Raw genomic sequence first — 16,598 nt, 5'->3', positions numbered from 1 at the left:
CCGTAGTACCGCAAGGCCTACGGGCGCTGGAGGGCGATCACGGCGTTGTGGCCGCCGAACCCGAAGGAGTGGCTGACGGCGCGGCGGACCGGCTGCAGGAGAGGCGCCTTGGTGACGCAGTCGATGTCGAACTCGGGTGCCGGGGCGTCCAGATTGGCGATCGGTGGTACGACTCCGTGCTGGAGCGTAAGGATCGTCAGCCCGGCCTCGATGGCCCCGGCTGCCCCCATGCAGTGGCCCAGCACGCCCTTGGGAGCGGTGACGGGCGGCCGGTGCGGATAGACCCGGCCGATGAGGGCGGCTTCGGTGGCATCGCCCAACGGTGTCGACGTGCCGTGCGCGTTGACGTGTTCGACGTCCTCGGCCCGCCAGCCCGCGTCGCGCAGTGCTGCCTCGACGGCAGCCCGGGCGACGGCGCCGGACGGATGCGGGCTGGTGGGATGGTGGGCGTCGGTGGTGGCCCCCGTGCCTGCGAGCAGTGCTCTCGGCGACGCGCCCCGGGCCCGGGCGTCGTCCGCCCGCTCCAGCACCATGAGGGCGGCACCCTCACCCATGACGAGTCCGGCACGATCGGCCGCGAACGGGCGGCAGAGACGCGCCGGGTCGCCGTCCCTGCGGGCGGCGGCGCCGGACCGGGCGAAGCCGGTCATGGCAACCGGGAAGACGATGGACTCGGTGGCACCGGCGATCGCGATGTCGCACTGGCCGGTGACCAGCAGGTCCCGGGCCACGGAGAGCGCGGTGACCCCGGACGAACAGGCGGTGCACGGCGCCAGGCTGGGACCCGTGGCCCGCATCCGGATGGCGATCTCGGCCGCGGGCATGTTCGGAATGGTGAGCAGGATGCCGGACGGGGAGGTGGCCTTCGGCCCGCGCCGGTCGAGTGCGACGGCCTGTTCGGTCAGGCCGGCGGACCCTCCGCTGCTGGTGCCGACGACGACGGCCACCCGGCTGCCCTCCCAGTCGGCCGGGTCGAGTCCGGCGTCCGCGACCGCCTCCCGTGCCGCGAGGACGGCGAACTTGACGTACTTCCCCATCCGGAAGGCCGTCCGGCCGCCGACCGCCTCGTCCAGATCGATGCCGGAAACCGTGCACGCGAAGTCGATCTCGCACCCTTCGAGTTCGGGGACGGTGCGGGCGGGCGAGGCCCCGGAGCAGACCCCGTTCCAGGTGGTTTCGGTGTCGTTGCCGGCCGGGGTGATCATCCCCAGCCCGGTGACGACGACGGCGGGCCTGTTCATCGGGGGTTACTCATCGCTGCCTCGCCGCTCGCCGTCGCCACGCCGCCGACCGTCTCGTCGATGAACCGGGTGATGTCGGCCAGGGTGGCGTCCTTGTAGAGCCTGTCGGAGCCGGCGTCGACGCCCAGCTTCTCCTTGATGATGACGGCGAACTCGGCGACGGCGAGCGAGTCCATCTCCAGGCTGTCCATGGTGGAGTCCGGGAGGATCTCGGCGGCAGGCACCTTGAAGGTACCGATGAGGACGTCGGTGATCTTGGGATGAATCGCGCTCATGATCTTCCTCTTCACTCTGTGGTGCAGGTGCGTCGGGGCCGGGTGAATGCACCGTCCCGACGCCGAAGTAACGGGATGACGTTCCTCCAGTTACGCCTTGCGGCGAACCGATTCGCCTACGCCCGTACGCGCGTTCGCGCAGCACCGGGCGAGGAGGGCTGTACTGCCCCAGTACGCCAGCAGCACGGCCCGGACACCGAGGGCCTCCGCGGCCTCCCGTACCCGGCGCGTCCGCCCGGTGGCCCGCTCCCGCGGGGCCGTCACCGCTCCCCCTCGGTCCCGGCGGCGCTCTGCCACGCCGCCTCCGGATCGTCGCTCTGCCACGCCGCCTCCGGATCGTCGTACGCGTCGGCGTAGTCGGCGCCCGCGATGGGCCAGTCCGCGAGCACCTCTTCCGGCAGCGCGAAGGACTCGATCAGGGTGGGCAGATGCGCGGCGACATCTGCGATGAGCCCCTCGATGGCGTCCGGCAGAGCGTTGACCTGGTCGATGGTCACACGACCGGCGGCGAGCAGATCTCCGCTGTTGCGGGCCACCCACCGCAGGGCGAACAGCCGGTGCAGTTCCGCGAGTCGATCACGTGCGGGCCCCTCGGACAGTCCGGCGACCGCGTCCACGTACGCCTCGGCCGCCTGCCGGTGGGCGTGGGCCTCGACGCCACGCAGCGCCGGCCCGGACGCCGCGTTCCACCGGTCCAGCGGGCCATCGCTCCGGGCGCCGCTCATCCGTGCCCTGGCCCGGGCGAACCAGAGGTCCTCCACATACGCGTGCAGCCGGCCGAGGAACCGGGGGTCGGCGAGATCTCCGGGCGCGGCATCAGGAGTGCTGTCCTGCGGAGTCTGCGGAGCGGCGAACAGCATTTCGGCGGCCGCCTTGGCATGGATGGCCAGGTTGTCTCCCTCGGCGGTGATCACGCCCTCCGCACCGGCTACGAGGTCCGCCATGCCATTGTTCTCCAACAACGCCTGCGCTCCGCACCGTTCACGGCATTCGACGATGACCGCGCGAGCCCGCCAGGTGATCCACCCCTTCGCCACGGCGACCAGCCGCTCCGCCTCGGCCCGTTCCGTCCCCGTGCCCGGCCCCGCGCCGCCCTGTGCCTCCCACCGGTCGAGGGCTCTGCGGTGCAGCAGGCTCATCGCGAAGACAGTGGCCATGGCCTCGGCCAGCGGCCCGTGGTGGCTGCGGTGGGCGATCACCGGCACCGGCTGCGTGGCGCGCGGACCGGAGATGTACCGGTGGCCGCCGTAGCGGACCGCGACGGCCAGCGTCGCGCGCGCGGCGCCGACCGCGCAGGCGCTCATGGAGATCTTGCCGACCGTGACGCGCCCGATCGAGGTGAGGAAGCGACGCCTGCGGTTGCCCATGGCACTGCTGAACTCCCCGTTGTCGCCGACCCGTCCGTGCTCGCCGCCGAGCAGCGCCTCGCGATCCACGAAGACCTGGTCGAAGGAGGTCAGACAGTGGTCGACGGGGCTGCCCAGACGTGCCGGGAGCCTGCGGACCCGTACCCCGGGCAGCGGCCGCACATCGTCGGTGAGGGGCACCAGAAAGAGAAGGACTCCGTGGTCGGCGCCGTCGGCCAGCAGACGTGCCGCGACCAGTCCGGTCTTGGGGCCGCCGGCCGGGCTGGCGTTGGGCATGAACTTCTGTGCCCCGGAGTGCGGGGTGTGCAGGACGAATCCGTCGCGTGCGCGGTCGTACGTCGCGGTGGTCTCGACGGCCACCGCATCGTTGCCGTGTGCCACCTCCGTACAGAGGAAGGTGCCGATGCGCCGCAGTCGGAGGAAGTCCGACAGATCGCGACGGGTGTCGCCGTCATGGTCTAGGAGGCTGCCGAGGAAGAGGTTGTAGTGGATGCCCGCGACGGTGGTGAGCGCCGGGTCCACCGGGCCGATCCACTCGTGCAGGGCGGCGAGGGCGCGCGGGTCGGCGGCCGTTCCGGCGGCGCTGTCGAGGGTGCTGTTGAGGATCCTCAGCCGTTCGTACGCGAGGGAGAGGCGCTCGTCGGGTGTGCGGTCGGCCGGGCGGCGGAACGGTTCCATGGAGATCAGCCGACGCCAAGGGCCGTGCTCCTGGTGGAAGTTATCCCCGAAGAGCACACCTTTGAGGAGGTCCGCGGTGGACTGAGTGGCGACGCTGTCGATCGTTGCGGTCATGACTACCAGAACGATCAACGAACGGCGAGGACACACTTTCTCGCCGTCCGTTGCGCAGGCGGGACGACCGGTCAGGCGCGCTCGAAGGCCAGCGCGACGTTGTGTCCGCCGAAGCCGAAGGAGTGGCTGACGGCCCGCCGGACGTCCTGCCGGCGCGGTTCCTTGGTCACGCAGTCGAGGTCCCACCCGTCCGGCAGCGCGTCCAGGTTGGCGATCGGCGGGACGATGCCGTGTTCCAGCGTCAGTACGGTCGCCACCGCCTCGATCGCACCGGCAGCGGCGAGGGTGTGCCCGATCACTCCCTTTGCGGCGGTGACGGAAGGACGGTGCGGGAAGAGCCGGGAGACGAGCTCGGTCTCCATCGCGTCGTTCAGCGGGGTGGACGTGCCGTGCGCGTTGATGTGGTCGACATCGCGGGGCGTCCAGCCCGCCTCGTACAGCGCCGCTTCCACCGCCTGTTGCGCACCGCAGCCGTCGGGTGTGGGAGCGGTGGGGTGGCGGGCGTCCGTACTGGAGCCCGCGCCGGTCAGCAGCGCGCGCAGCCGGCCGCCGCGGGCACGGGCGTCGGCAGTCCGCTCCAGTACGAGCATGGCGGCGCCCTCGCCGAGGACGAACCCGTCCCGGTCCGCGGCGAACGGCCGCGACGCGCCCGCCGGATCGCTTGTCCGGGTGGAGAGCGCCCCCATCTTCGCGAAGGCCGCCACCACCAGCGGCGTGAGCACGGACTCCGCCCCGCCCGCCACCACGGTGTCGCACCGACCGCTGGTCAGCAGGTCGCGCGCGACAGCGATCGCGGTGGACCCGGAGGCGCAGGCGGTGGCGGGCGCAAGGCTGGGGCCCTGGGCGCGGAGCTCGATCGCCACCTCGCCGGCCGCAGCGTTCGGGATCATCATCGGCACCAGCAGCGGAGAGACCGCCTCCGGTCCGGCGTCGTCCAGCTTGCGAACGTTGTCGACGAGCAGGGACACGCCGCCGACGCCGACGCCGACCACCACTCCGACCCTGGATCCGTCCCAGGCCTCCGGGGAGAGTCCGGCGTCCGCCACGGCCTGCCGGGCGGCGATCAGAGCCAGTTTCACGAACCGTCCCATCCGCCACACCGATCGGCCGCCCACCACCAGGTCCAGGTCGATCCCGTCGACCGGGCAGGCGAAGTCGACCGGCAGTCCCGCCAGTTCGTCGCAGCGCCGCGCCATGGAGCGTCCCGCGCACAGCCCCGCCCAGAAGGCGTGCTCGTCGGCGCCGGCGGGGGTCACCAGCCCCACTCCCGTGACCGCGACCCCCGTGTCAGTCTGCGTCATGTCCTGTTTCCTCCGTCGCGCTCCGTGCGTGGTTCATGCGGGTTCCCCGGCCAGCGAAGAGCGGCGGACCCCCAGGTCAGACCGCCTCCGAAGGCGGTGATCAGCATCTGGTCGCCGGCCCGGAACCGGCCCTTGGAGGCTGCGTCGGCGAGCGCCAGCGGAATCGATGCGGCGCCCGTGTTCCCCACCCGCTCCAGGTGCGTGACACAGCGCCGCGCGTCGATGCCGACGCGGGCGGACACCGCCCGCAGAATCCGCGCGTTGGCCTGGTGCGGTACGAAGTGGTCGACGTCGGCGGCGTCCCACCCCAGCTTGGCCAGCAGCGCCCGGCAGGATCCCGTCATCCGCTCGACGGCATGCTGGTACACGGCGGGTCCTTGCATACGGAAGAACTCGTCGCCCTCGGCGGCCTGCTCCGGCGTCGAGCGGGACCGCGCACCGCCGCCGGGCACGGTGATCAGGTTGTACCCGGTGCCGTCGCTGCCCAGGTCGAAGGCGAGCAGCTCACCGGGGGTCCCCGCCCGGCCGGCCCCCACGAGTGCCGCCCCGGCCCCGTCGCCGAACACCACGCCCGCCGACCGGTCGGCCGGGTCCAGCCACGCAGAGTACACATCTGCGCCCACCAGCAGCACCCGGTCGTGGAGACCGGCGGCCACGAGTCCCCGGCAGACGGCGAGCCCGTAGACGAAGCCACTGCACGCGGCGCCGAGGTCGAATGCGGGGACCGTTCCCAGGCCGAGCCGGGCAGCGAGGGCGGGAGCCGTGCCGGGGCAGGGATGGTCGGGGGTGGCGGTCGCGAGCACGAGCGCGTCCACCGGCCCGGCGGCGGTCGAACCGCCGTCCCCGACCAGTCGCCGGGCGGCCTCGAAGGCAACGTCCCCGGTGGCCAGTCCCACTCCGGCCCGGTGGCGGCTGACGATGCCGGTGCGGGCGCGTACCCAGGCATCGTCCACGCCCCAGGCGGCGGGCAACGCGTCATTGCCCACCGGTTCCCCCGGCACCCACCCCGCGACGGCTTCCAGGACCGCGGTCCGTACGGGGGCCGGGCCGGGGTCCTGGCCGGGCACGGTCAAGGGCCGGGCGAACAACCCGGTGAGCCGTTCCGCGTCCCGCTCCGCATCCGGCTGCCCACCGCCGTCGAGTACGTATCCCCTCGCCACTCGCTGCTCCGTTTCCGCGATCGATCACGCCTGCCGGCTGTCGAACGGCAGTCGCCCCGGCGAGGATGCGCCTACTGGGCCGAACGGGGGCGCGCGAGGCCCGGGGGCGTGAATTGCGTACCCCCGCGAGCCCCCGGGCTCACCCTTTCGCAGCAGCCCGCCGCGCTGCACGGACGCGCAGGGCATCCCCTTGGGTCATGGCAACACCGGACCCCGATCACTTGGATTCCTCCAGCGCCCGCGCCGAGCTGGATGCGCTGCGCGCACGGATGGCGCAACTGGAGGCTCGTACTCCGGCGCGGTCCCGGCCCCGGATCCGTTCGTTCTTCGCCGTGCTGCTTATCCTCGTCGCGGCCGTCCTCACCCCGCTGAGCATCGTCGCCGCCTGGGCCAGGGACGACATCGGTGACACCGACCGTTATGTGGCGATGGTGAAGCCCCTGGCCTCCGATCCCGATGTGCAGGCCGCGGTGTCGAACCGGGTCACCGATGCCGTGATGACGCATCTGGACGTCCACGCCCTCCTCGAACAGGTGGCCCCCGCGGACCGGCCTGTCGTCGACAAGGCGCTGGGGCGGCTGAGCGGCCCGATCACCACCGGGGTCTCGAACTTCGTGCACGGGACGGTGGACAGGTTCGTGACGTCCGACGCCTTCGAGAAGGTGTGGGTCGCCCTCAACCGGAACGCCCACGAGGCAGCCGTCAAGGCACTGACCGGCAGTGGAGGCGGGGCCGTGAAGCTCACCAACGACACGGTCGTCATCGATCTCGCCCCGGTGATCGACCGGGTGAAGCAGCTCCTGGTCGACCACGGGCTGACGATCGCCGCGAAGATCCCCGAGATCCACACCGACTTCACCGTGCTGACGTCCGATGCGATCGGCAAGGCCAAGAAGGGGTTCCGGCTGCTGCAGATCGTCGGTTTCTGGCTGCCGGTGCTGACCCTCGTGCTCGCCGCCGGCGGGGTGCTGCTCGCCGTGCGCCGACGCCGCGCGCTGGTCACCGCGGCCCTCGCGGTCGCGGTGGGCGCCGCGGTCCTCGGCCTGGCGCTCTGGGTGTTCCGCGCGTTCTATCTGGACAGCCTTCCGGCATCGGTGTCGCAGCCGGCGGCCGGCTCGATTTTCGATGCCCTGGTCGGCTACCTCCGCGCCGGGATCCGGATGGTGATCACACTGGGCGTGGTGGTGGCTCTCGCCGCCTGGCTCTCCGGCCCGGGTCGCGCCGCCGGCCGGGTCAAGGCCATGTGGCACGGCGGCATCGGCGCCGTACGCGACGCGGCCGGGATCACCGGCGGTCCGGTCGGCGCCTGGGTGCACCGGGCGAAGGACCCGCTGAACTGGACGGTCGTCGTGGTGGCCGCCGTTGTGCTGATCGTGTGGAACCGGCCGACGGCGATGGTCACCGTTTGGATCGCCATCGCGGCGCTGTTCGCCCTCGCGGTCGTGGAGTTCCTCGACGACGACAGCACACCGCATCTGCTCCCGGCACCGCAGGGGCAGGCGCACGGGTAATGACCGGGTAATGCCGGCTTCCTACCGTGCACCGACGTCATGGTCCGGCGCACGGAGGGACTCCGCTGGCCCCGTCAACGGTGGAAGACGTCACCATCCAGGTGCTCGGCGGATTCCGGGTGGAGTGCGCGGGTGAGGAGCTCCCGGCCGGGCGATGGCCCCGGCCGAGTGCGCGTCGGCTGCTGAAGCCCCATCCCCGTCGGGTGACCCCGCGCTGACGGCATGACATGACGGTGCCACCGTTCCCGCGAGGGGCGGTGGCACCGTCATTTCGGAACCCTGTTCAGTGGCGGGTGAGCGCCTCCTCCAACTCCGCCTCGTCCGGCGGGTTGGCGCCCGCCCGTGCGACAGTCACAGCGGCCGAGGCCGCCGCCTGGCGCAGGACATCGGTCACGGTGTCCCGGTCCAGCGAACGCAGCCGCTCCCGGCTGCCCGCGCCGAGCAGCCCGTGCGAGGCGAGGGCGTGCAGCGTGCCCGACATGAAGGCGTCGCCCGCCCCCACCGTGTCGACGACGTCGGTGGGAAGGGCGTCGACCGTCACGTGCCCATCCGGGAGAACGGCCAGCGCACCGTCTCCCCCTCGGGTGACGAGTACAACGGCCGGGCCGGCGGCGAGCCACCGCTCGGCTACCTGCTCCGGCTCCTGGCCCGGATACAGCCACTCCAGGTCCTCGTCGCTGGCCTTGACCACATCGCTGAGCGCGACACAGCGCTCGACCTTACGCACGGCTGCGTCATGGTCCCCCATCAACTCGGGCCGCACATTGGGGTCGTAGCTGACCGTCGCGCCCGCCCGCAGCGACTCGACGGCGCCCAGCACGGTCGCGTTGCCGGGTTCCATCACCGCCGCGATGGAACCGGTGTGGACATGGTGCGGCGGCCGGTCCAGGGACACCGGGTCCAGCGTCCAGGTGATCGCGAAGGTGTACGTGGCCCGGCCACCGCCGTCCAGGGTCACGGCGGCGGAAGGGGTGGGCGCCGCAGCACTGTCCGTGCGGACCTCGACCCCGGCGGTCGCCAGATGGTCTCTGATCAGCCGCCCGTTGTCGTCCGGTCCGAGCTGGGTGAGCAGGGTGGCGCTGCGCCCGAGCCGGGCCAGACCGTACGCGACATTGGCCGGGCTGCCGCCCGGGTGGACCCGATCGGCCGCACCCGGCAGCCGGACGATGTCGGCGACGCATTCGCCGATGACCAGCAGGTCGAGTCTGTCGAGCATGAGGGTGGGATCTCCTAGAGTGCGCGAACGAAGGTGTCCTGGTAGGCCGTGCGGCCTCCGAACACATTGGGCCCGATCCTGCCGCGTGCATAGCGGGTGTCGGTCACATCGATGACCGGCCGACCGACACTCATTCCCGCGGAACAAGAAAGAGGCTCATTCACTTTGTGGAGATGTGCCACACTCCCGCCTGCCGTCGGCCGCCGATGACGTGGGCGCGACAGCGGGGCCGGACGCGGATCGCAGGATGGCGACAATGACCACCACCGGCAGCGGCACCCATCGCCCGAACAACCGCAAGGCATAGATCCTGGCTGCCGCGGTCGACGCCCCACGGTCGTGGCGCTGTCTTCCATGCTCGTCGCGTGGTAGCCCGACCACGGCCGGATCTGAACGAAGCCGAAGCACGGGTAACGGCGCACGCCGTGTTCGCTCTGGTCACCGTCGCGGCTCGAGTGCCGTTGCTGGAGCGTCCGCTGCCCACCGCGCTGCTCATCGAACTCGGCCTGGACGTACTGGGAATTCCAGCCGCCGATCGACTCGTCGGTCCGGCTACCTTCTGATCAGCACCTCCTGGACGACAGAACGACCAACTCTCCGATTTTCGCGAAGAACTGACCTCGTGTCAGGCCGCGGGACGAGGTCTCCACGGAGCCGGGCGGGCCGGACCGATCAGAGGCCGGGGGACTTGGCGATGACGGTCTTCCGGGCCTCGTTGGCGCCACCGTGGATGCGGCTGACGCGGTTGTCGGCGTACCGGCGGGCGATCGGGTACTCGAGCATGTAGCCGTAGCCGCCGTGCAGCTGCAGGCACTTGTCGATGACCCGGTCGGCCGTCTCGGTGCCGAAGAGTTTGATCTCGGCGGCGTCGGCCGGGGTCAGCTCGTCCGCGTCGAACAGGTCGATGGCCTTGTCGACCATGGCCTGGGCAGCCTCGAGCTCGGCGGCGCACTCGGCGAGCACGAACGTGGTGTTCTGGAAATGCAAATTCATGGAGTCGCTGCCGTTGTCTCCGGCGGGCAAGATCCTCAAGCGCGATCTCCGCAAGCCGTATTGGGAGAACGTCGAGCGATCGGTCAACTGAGTTCACATACGGGGGCTCCGAGCGGTGGTGGGTCAGGAGGCGTCCTTGCTCCCCTCCTCCCCGTACCGCCGCTCGAACTTCGCGACCTGCCCCTCGGTGTCGACGACCCGCGCCTTGCCGGTGAAGAAGGGGTGGCTCTCGGCAGAGATCTCCACATCGACGACGGGGTAGGAGTTGCCGTCGTCCCAGTCGATCGTCTGGTCGCTGGTCGCGGTGGACCTGGTCAGGAAGGCGTAGCCCGCGGAGCGGTCGCGGAAGACGACGGGACGGTAGGAAGGGTGCTTGTCCTGCTGCATGCCTGCTCCTGGGGACGTACGTACGGACTCGGCTCAGCCCAGCCTCGCGAACGAATCCGGCGGGCGCGATCGCAGACGGTCCGTACGGGGGGCGGTGCCGTGCCCCGGCTACGAACAGGTGCCTTCACGACTCCGGTCGGGTCACCGACCGCTTCACAAGGGCACGCTCCTGAGGCGCGACTGTGCCCGCCCCGAGGAGGCCGGCATACCGTTCCGTCGCAACGGGTGGGCGGGAACAACGGGGGCGAAGCATGGGTGCGCTGGGCTTCGTCTTCATCTCGTTGCCCGTTCTCGCCACCGTGAGCTTCACCTGTTTCGCCGCATGCCGTGCCCAGCAAGCAAGAGCGTTGAAGATCCTTTCAGTTGTGTTCCTGGCGACGGGGCTGCTCTGCCTCCTGACGCCCGTCGGTCTCGTGGGCTTCCTCTGGCTCAGGCTGTAGAGAGCGGACCGGCCCTGTCGGACTGTCGAGGCCGTTGCCCCGGTCTGCAGCCCCACGCCGGCAGCCCTACGGCTTGAGAGATACCGGGGCGGGCAAGGCTGATCCCACGCCAGGCAGCCGCGCACACTCCACCGGCGACGGTCAGGCCTCGCCGAGGTCGGTGCAGTATGCGATCGTCGCGTCGTCCGCCGCCACCGCGTGGCGCGCCTCCGCCTGCCGGACACGATGGATGATTGTGAAGTCCTCGTCCACGTGACCGGTCCGCGCCGCAGTGCTCGCCATCGTCACCCGCATACCCTGCCGCCGCCCTCCCGCCGATCAAGACGTCGACAGCAACAACCAGCGACGCGCTCGGGGCGCACACAACTTGCTGCCGCGCAGACACGTCGGGCCCATGAGCATGTGTCAGACAGGTCCTGGGCGTCGTACCGTGTCGGTGCGGCGCTCGATGACGGACCCTCGGCCCCGCTGTGAGGCTCGGTACGCCGGACTGGTCATCGGCATCCCATGTGCTGCTTCATGGCGGGCCACGCCTCCACCCCGTCCGGGGTGCGGACATAGACCCTGGACATGTCGTCCGTCAGCCACAGCTCCCAGTCGTCCAGGTGGTAGCCCGTGGACCGGGCGCCGGCGGGCATCGTCACATCCCCGTCGTACGCCGACGTGAGCATGCCCGAGGGAAGGACGCCCTCCGGATCACGCGCGTACACCTTCCGGTCGGCCGAGCCCTCCCCTCCCGAACCAGCGCCCCATTCGAGGAAGTCCGCCTTCTGCCAGTCGCAGTGCGCCGAGCCTGCCGAGCTGCTCACCTTGGACACGGGCACCCGACGGCCGTCCTTGTCGGTCCAGACCCGGTAGGGCTGCTTGTCCGTATAGCTCGACGGCAGCTCCGCCGGGTCGCACGTGGCCGTGGTCTCCGGACCCCAGCCCGGGCGTCCCTTGCGGTCCTTGGCGACGATGACGGCGATCTTCGTCCTGCGGTCCACGTCGAACGAGTACAGGACCCGGTCCGCTTCCTTGCGTTCCACGCGGTAGCCGTACTGGGGCAGATCGGGCTGCTCGATCTCGAAGTGCAGCTTCAGCCCTTCCTCGGGTGTCGCCCCGCCGTCGCCCTTGCTCCAGGGTTCGCTGCCGCCGCCGGAGTAGATGTCCCCGTCGCACTCCAGAGCGCGGCCGGCGGCCCCCGATTCCGTCCTCCTCGCCTGCGGGGTGTCGCCTTCGACGTCCGGGTGGGGCAGGTAGAGCGGGCCACTGTAGGGCGCGGCCGGTCGGTTCCCCTCGGTCACGAGGTCGTCGGGGACACCCCCGCCGCACGCCGCCGCCGACAGCGCGGTCACCAGGACCACGGCGACCGTTCCGCCCACCCTGCCTCTGTTCATGCCCCGCCCCTGTCCGCGCTCGGCCCTCAGCCCTTGCTGGTTGCCGGTCGGACGTACCGGGCGACGCAGTGGTTCCGGCCCGCGCTAACGGCCCTGCGCCGCCTCGACAGCGTCCGCCACGAGCGTCAGGAACCGCGCATGGGCCTGGGGGCTGCAGACCGGTTCCGGATTCCACGGCACCACGGCGGCCGCCCGCTCCAGCGCCGACCGGTCCGCGTTCGGACGGACCGGGTCCAGGGGTGTGGCGTTGGACCGGATGTCGGTGAGCAGGATCCCGGGCCGCAGGGCCGTCACCTCCGGCCAGCCGACCGTTGACCAGTTGGCACCGGGCCCGGCTGCCGGTTCGAGGACGTCGACGCCCAGCTCCGTCAGTACGCGCAGCTCCGGCCACATGCGGGGACGGGCGAGATGCGCCTGGGCCTGCCCGGCCGGTGACAGGGCAAGCACCCGGGGCCGGGACGGACCGGCGGCGAGGGTGCGCAACCGGTCCCGGGCGGCAGCCAGGTCCTGCTTCATCGTCGGGGTCTCCTCGGCCCCGAGCGAGCGGGCCAGCTCGGCGAACCGGTTGCCGATGTCGGCGAGGGTGCGTGCCCGGCCCACGTCGACGACCACGACCGGAACTCGTTCCTCCAGGTGCTTGGCCGTCTCGGGGGCGAGCCCGTAGACATGCCCTCCCCCGTAGCTGACGGCCACGACGAGGTCCGGCCCGCCTCGTAACAGAGTGTCCACGTCGAGGTCGCTGCCCGCGCCGAGGTACTCGACCTCGGTCAGCGGCAGGGAGCCGGTCTTCGCACGGTCGGGCTCGTCGCCGTCGTGGCCCGAGCCGAAGATCCCCCACGGATGTATCCCGTGGTCCCACAGCGTGGCACCGGCCTGGACATACGCGAGTACCTTCGACGGGCGCCGCTCGGCTGTCGACAGCTGCCCACGATCGTCGGAGAACTGCCACACGGTCTGCTCCCTCACGCCACACACCCCTCTGTACCGGCTGCCTCGCCCCTGTTCCGGGCTCGTACACCGGTACCTGCCCAGCCCATCGGCGCGACACCCCTGCCGGGCAGAGTTCCCGGTCCCTTGTCCGCCTTCGGTGGGACCGGCGGGATCAGCCGGTGTGCGCGGGGCGCCTCACAGGTCCGCTGCGGTGCTGCGCCCGAGGTACGTGATGGGTCCGGGGTCCGGTACGTCGATCTCCTCGAAGCCCAAGCGGTCGTAGAAGGCCCTGGCCGGTGTGTTCGCCGTGACCATGGAGAGATGCACGGCTTCCACGCCCTTGGCGTTCAGGGCGGCCAGGAACGTCCGCATCAGCGCTCTGCCGTACCCCTTCCGCTGCCATGCGGGCAGCAGATCGATGTGCAGGTGGGCGGGGTGAGCGGCGACTTCGGGGACGAGCATCCGTTCCGGGTTGTGCAGGAGGGCGATCATCTCCTCGCTGGGGGTCCGCGGCGCGCCGTCGAGCTGCGGGAAGCGGTCCTCGACGAGCGGCAGCCACTGCTTCCGGAATGCGGCGACGAACTGCGGCGTGTCCGCGGTCCCCAGGATGTAGCCGACCGCCCGGCCCGTACCGTCGTCGACCACGAACGTCAGGTCGGGTTCGAGATTCGCATAGGGTGCGGCGAAGATCGAGGGCATCAGGTCGAGGTCCGGATACAGGTGCCGGGAGTCGCCGCCGTTGTCGGCCGTCCGGACACAGATGTCCGCAAGGGCCTCACGGTCGTCGGGGTGGTAGGCCCGTAGGCCGGCAGGCTTGGTCATCGCCCTATCCTGCCGGTGCTGGGAGCGCTCCCACAAGACTCTGTGCGGCAGTGTCCTGGGGATCACGAGCGTCCCGGGGTGCTCCCCCGGAAAACTTTCCGGGAACACGACAGTGTTCCGTGTCGATCCGGGCGGAAGCCGTTCGTATAGGAGGTGGGACGCCGGCACGGTGCCGACGTCGTAGCCGAGGAGGCACACCATGAAGCACTACCTGCTGAGCGTCATCACGCCCGCCCACGGCGAGCCGCCCGCTCCCGAGGTGCTGGAAGGGATCATGCGGAACGTGGGCGTCTTCCACCAGGAGCTCCAGGAGGCCGGGGCCTGGGTGTTCGCGGGCGGACTGCACGCCCCCAGCACCGCCACGACGGTGCGGCCGAAGGACGGGGACACGCTGATCACCGATGGGCCGTATGCCGAGGGGAAGGAGTATCTCGGCGGGCTGTGCATCATCAAGGCACCCGATCTGGACGCTGCCCTCGACTGGGGCCGCAAGGCCGCGCGGGCGATCACCCTCCCCGTCGAGGTCCGGCCGTTCGAAGGTGAAGTGGAGGGCTGATGCCCGACGCACCCGGGCCGCCCAGTGCCTCCGAAGTGCCTTGCACACCGGACGTCACACCCGACGACGCACCGGTCGTACCCACCGCGGACATCGAGCGCCTCTTCCGTGCGGAGTACGGCCGCGCGGTCGCCGTGCTCGTCCGTGCCTTCGGCGACATCGACATCGCGGAGGAAGCCGTCCAGGAGGCATTCACCACCGCGCTGGAGCGGTGGCCGTCCGCCGGGCTGCCGCCCGCCCCGGCCGGCTGGATCATCACCACCGCGCGCAACCGGGCGATCGACCGCCTGCGCCGCGAGGCGTCCCGCGCCGACCGCCAAGCCCGGGCCGCGCTCGCGCGAGAGCTGAACGTCCGCAGCGAACCGGCCGAGGAGGGTCCCGTGCGTGACGACCGACTGCGGTTGATCTTCACCTGCTGCCACCCCGCGCTCTCCACCTCCGCGCAGGTCGCGCTGACCCTGCGACTGCTGGGCGGGCTGACCACCTCGGAGCTCGCGCACGCGTTCCTGGTCCCGGAGCCGACCATGGCACAGCGGCTGGTGCGCGCCAAGGGCAAGATCCGTGACGCCCGGATCCCATACCGGGTCCCGGCCGACGCAGACCTTCCCGACCGGGTCGGGGCGGTGCTCGCCGTTGTGTACCTGATCTTCAACGAGGGGCACACGGCGAGCTCGGGCGAGCGTCTCGCACGCGAGGATCTCTGCATGGAGGCCATCCGTCTCGGCCGGCTGCTGGCCGGTCTGATGCCGGACGAACCGGAGGTGCTGGGCCTGCTCGCCCTCATGCTGCTCACCGAGGCCCGCCGCACCGCCAGGTCGGACCCGGACGGCGCACCGGTGTCCCTGGCCGACCAGGACCGCGGCCGGTGGAACCGTGCGCTGATCGACGAGGGGCAGGCGCTCGTACGCCGGTGTCTGCGCCGGAACCGGCCCGGCCCGTACCAGATCCAGGCGGCGATCAACGCGGTGCACAGCGATGCGCCGACCGCGGCAGCGACCGACTGGGGGCAGATCCTGCGTCTCTACGACCAGTTGCTGGCGCAGGCGCCGACTCCGGTGGTGGCGCTCAACCGTGCCGTCGCGGTGGCGGAGGTCGACGGACCGGGTGCGGCGCTCGTCCTCGTCGAGGAACTCGGGCTCGACCGCTACCACGTGTTCCACGCCGTGCGGGCCGATCTGCTGCGCCGACTGGGCCGCTGCGCCGAAGCGGCATCGGCGTACGACGCCGCCATCGCCCGGACGGACAACGCCGCCGAGCAGGAGTTCCTGCGGCGCCGCCGCCACGCGCTGCCCCCTGCCTGAGGGGTCGTCACGGCCGCTCGGCGGCAGCCTCCGTATCGATACCGAGCCCGGTCAGGAACGCCGCGGCCGCGGGGGTGGGACGGAACCTGCTCCAGACCAGGCGTTCCGTCCGGGCCGGGGCATCGCGCACCGGCAGCACGGTGACTCCTGCCAGTTCGGCCGCGAACGCGGCAGGCAGCAGCGCGACCACCAGTCCGCTGCGCACGAGCCGGACGATGAAGTCGGTCCCGCTGACCTCGAAGGCCACCACGCGGGTGAGCCCCGACGCCTCGAACGCCTCCTCCGACTGGGCGCGGGCCGCGGTGCCTTCGGGGTAGTCGACGAACGTCTCCGCCGCCAGCCGCTCCAGACCCACTTCGGTCTCACGCGCCAGAGGGTGGGTGGGAGCGACCACGGCGGCGAGCTCCCCCCGGGCGAGTTCGTGATCGCTCACGCCCTTCGGCCGGTAGCTCGGCAGCACACCGAGGAAGGCGACATCGAGCGTGCTGTCCTGCACTCCCTGGACCAGATCCTTGCTCGGCCCCTCCTTCAGGTCGATACGGACCTTCGGATGGCGGAGGTGGAACTCCCGCAGTGCGGCCGGGATGTCGACCGAGCAGAGCGTCGGGATCGCCCCGATGGCCAGGCGCCCGCTGACCTCCCCCGCCGCTGCCGCGACCTCGGCGCGGGCCCGTTCCGCCGCATCCAGGGCCTGGCGGGCCGCGGGCAGGAACGCCTCACCTGCTGCGGTGAGCCGGACATGACGGCTCGTGCGGTCGAACAGCCGGGCCCCCAGCTCCTTCTCCAGACGCGCGATCTGATGACTCAGCGCGGACTGGACGACCAGGCATTTCTTCGCGGCGCGGGTGAAGTTCCGCAGGTCCGCAACCGCCACCACGTATCGCATCTGCTGAAGTTCCATCCATCCATCGTGAATCACGATGGATC

The 16,598-nt window shown here is 71.2% G+C and carries 18 protein-coding genes and 1 pseudogene; 5 read left to right on the top strand and 14 right to left on the bottom strand.

The genetic code is table 11. The features are described from left to right. Positions 1-17 precede the first annotated feature (17 nt). The 6 genes from ACWCP8_RS24665 to ACWCP8_RS24640 all read right to left on the bottom strand — a co-directional run bounded on the left by ACWCP8_RS24665 (position 18) and on the right by ACWCP8_RS24640 (position 6,049). Complete coding sequence (locus tag ACWCP8_RS24665) at positions 18-1,241, bottom strand: beta-ketoacyl-[acyl-carrier-protein] synthase family protein (protein WP_451118157.1); 1,224 nt, start codon at positions 1,239-1,241, stop codon at positions 18-20. Then, the gene (locus ACWCP8_RS24660; RefSeq protein WP_352267035.1) at positions 1,238-1,516 is read right to left on the bottom strand and encodes an acyl carrier protein; all 279 of its coding nucleotides are present in this window, start codon (positions 1,514-1,516) and stop codon (positions 1,238-1,240) included. Before ACWCP8_RS24660 ends, ACWCP8_RS24665 begins: the two co-directional genes overlap by 4 nt. Positions 1,517-1,606: 90 nt before the next feature. Then, on the bottom strand, positions 1,607-1,780 hold the full coding sequence (locus ACWCP8_RS24655; protein ID WP_352267036.1) for a hypothetical protein: 174 nt from the start codon (positions 1,778-1,780) through the stop codon (positions 1,607-1,609). Beyond that, positions 1,777-3,675, bottom strand: a complete 1,899-nt coding sequence (locus tag ACWCP8_RS24650; RefSeq protein ID WP_451118154.1) for an acyl-CoA dehydrogenase family protein — start codon at positions 3,673-3,675, stop codon at positions 1,777-1,779. Before ACWCP8_RS24650 ends, ACWCP8_RS24655 begins: the two co-directional genes overlap by 4 nt. Positions 3,676-3,746: 71 nt before the next feature. Then, a complete protein-coding gene (locus ACWCP8_RS24645; protein ID WP_451118152.1) occupies positions 3,747-4,976 on the bottom strand; it encodes a beta-ketoacyl-[acyl-carrier-protein] synthase family protein in 1,230 nt (409 codons plus the stop codon). After that, on the bottom strand, positions 4,973-6,049 hold the full coding sequence (locus ACWCP8_RS24640; protein WP_451118197.1) for a beta-ketoacyl-ACP synthase 3: 1,077 nt from the start codon (positions 6,047-6,049) through the stop codon (positions 4,973-4,975). Before ACWCP8_RS24640 ends, ACWCP8_RS24645 begins: the two co-directional genes overlap by 4 nt. 284 nt (positions 6,050-6,333) lie before the next feature. Between ACWCP8_RS24640 and ACWCP8_RS24635 the strand changes: the two genes are divergently transcribed. Continuing rightward, positions 6,334-7,647, top strand: coding sequence for a hypothetical protein (locus tag ACWCP8_RS24635; protein WP_352267040.1), 1,314 nt, complete (start codon positions 6,334-6,336; stop codon positions 7,645-7,647). Between the two features lie 283 nt (positions 7,648-7,930). Here the strand turns inward: ACWCP8_RS24635 and ACWCP8_RS24630 are convergent, their stop codons facing one another. Further along, positions 7,931-8,863, bottom strand: a complete 933-nt coding sequence (locus ACWCP8_RS24630; protein WP_352267041.1) for a carbohydrate kinase family protein — start codon at positions 8,861-8,863, stop codon at positions 7,931-7,933. 365 nt (positions 8,864-9,228) lie between these two features. Here ACWCP8_RS24630 and ACWCP8_RS24625 point away from each other — a divergent pair, with 365 nt between their 5' ends. After that, on the top strand, positions 9,229-9,426 hold the full coding sequence (locus ACWCP8_RS24625) for a hypothetical protein (RefSeq protein ID WP_451118149.1): 198 nt from the start codon (positions 9,229-9,231) through the stop codon (positions 9,424-9,426). Between the two features lie 109 nt (positions 9,427-9,535). Here the strand turns inward: ACWCP8_RS24625 and ACWCP8_RS24620 are convergent. Beyond that, positions 9,536-9,847: pseudogene (locus ACWCP8_RS24620) on the bottom strand (acyl-CoA dehydrogenase family protein); the annotation flags it as partial. Positions 9,848-9,979: 132 nt separating this feature from the next. Further along, the gene (locus ACWCP8_RS24615) at positions 9,980-10,243 is read right to left on the bottom strand and encodes a type B 50S ribosomal protein L31 (RefSeq protein ID WP_352267044.1); all 264 of its coding nucleotides are present in this window, start codon (positions 10,241-10,243) and stop codon (positions 9,980-9,982) included. A 251-nt stretch (positions 10,244-10,494) separates the two neighbouring features. On the opposite strand from ACWCP8_RS24615, the gene ACWCP8_RS24610 reads away from it, so the two are divergent. After that, on the top strand, positions 10,495-10,683 hold the full coding sequence (locus tag ACWCP8_RS24610) for a hypothetical protein (RefSeq protein WP_451118147.1): 189 nt from the start codon (positions 10,495-10,497) through the stop codon (positions 10,681-10,683). A 141-nt stretch (positions 10,684-10,824) separates the two neighbouring features. Here ACWCP8_RS24610 and ACWCP8_RS24605 read toward each other — a convergent pair whose 3' ends face one another. The 4 genes from ACWCP8_RS24605 to ACWCP8_RS24590 form a co-directional block, all read right to left on the bottom strand. Beyond that, complete coding sequence (locus ACWCP8_RS24605) at positions 10,825-10,965, bottom strand: hypothetical protein (RefSeq protein ID WP_352267046.1); 141 nt, start codon at positions 10,963-10,965, stop codon at positions 10,825-10,827. A gap of 212 nt (positions 10,966-11,177) precedes the next feature. Then, entirely contained in the window at positions 11,178-12,062 is an 885-nt protein-coding gene (locus ACWCP8_RS24600) for a hypothetical protein (protein WP_451118145.1), read from the bottom strand. Between the two features lie 84 nt (positions 12,063-12,146). Next, the gene (locus ACWCP8_RS24595) at positions 12,147-13,028 is read right to left on the bottom strand and encodes a substrate-binding domain-containing protein (protein ID WP_352267048.1); all 882 of its coding nucleotides are present in this window, start codon (positions 13,026-13,028) and stop codon (positions 12,147-12,149) included. Between the two features lie 159 nt (positions 13,029-13,187). Beyond that, positions 13,188-13,814: a GNAT family N-acetyltransferase gene (locus tag ACWCP8_RS24590; protein WP_356005942.1), complete on the bottom strand. Its 627-nt coding sequence runs from the start codon at positions 13,812-13,814 to the stop codon at positions 13,188-13,190. A gap of 199 nt (positions 13,815-14,013) precedes the next feature. On the opposite strand from ACWCP8_RS24590, the gene ACWCP8_RS24585 reads away from it, so the two are divergent. After that, the gene (locus tag ACWCP8_RS24585; RefSeq protein WP_352267050.1) at positions 14,014-14,370 is read left to right on the top strand and encodes a YciI family protein; all 357 of its coding nucleotides are present in this window, start codon (positions 14,014-14,016) and stop codon (positions 14,368-14,370) included. Continuing rightward, positions 14,370-15,671 (top strand): RNA polymerase sigma factor, encoded by a 1,302-nt coding sequence (locus ACWCP8_RS24580; protein WP_451118140.1) that lies wholly within the window; start codon positions 14,370-14,372, stop codon positions 15,669-15,671. Before ACWCP8_RS24585 ends, ACWCP8_RS24580 begins: the two co-directional genes overlap by 1 nt. Positions 15,672-15,678: 7 nt before the next feature. On the opposite strand, the gene ACWCP8_RS24575 is transcribed toward ACWCP8_RS24580, so the two are convergent. Continuing rightward, positions 15,679-16,572, bottom strand: a complete 894-nt coding sequence (locus ACWCP8_RS24575) for a LysR family transcriptional regulator (RefSeq protein WP_451118138.1) — start codon at positions 16,570-16,572, stop codon at positions 15,679-15,681. Positions 16,573-16,598 lie beyond the last annotated feature (26 nt).

Source organism: Streptomyces sp. NPDC002206, assembly GCF_053593595.1.
This window is presented reverse-complemented; position numbering and strand designations above follow the sequence as displayed.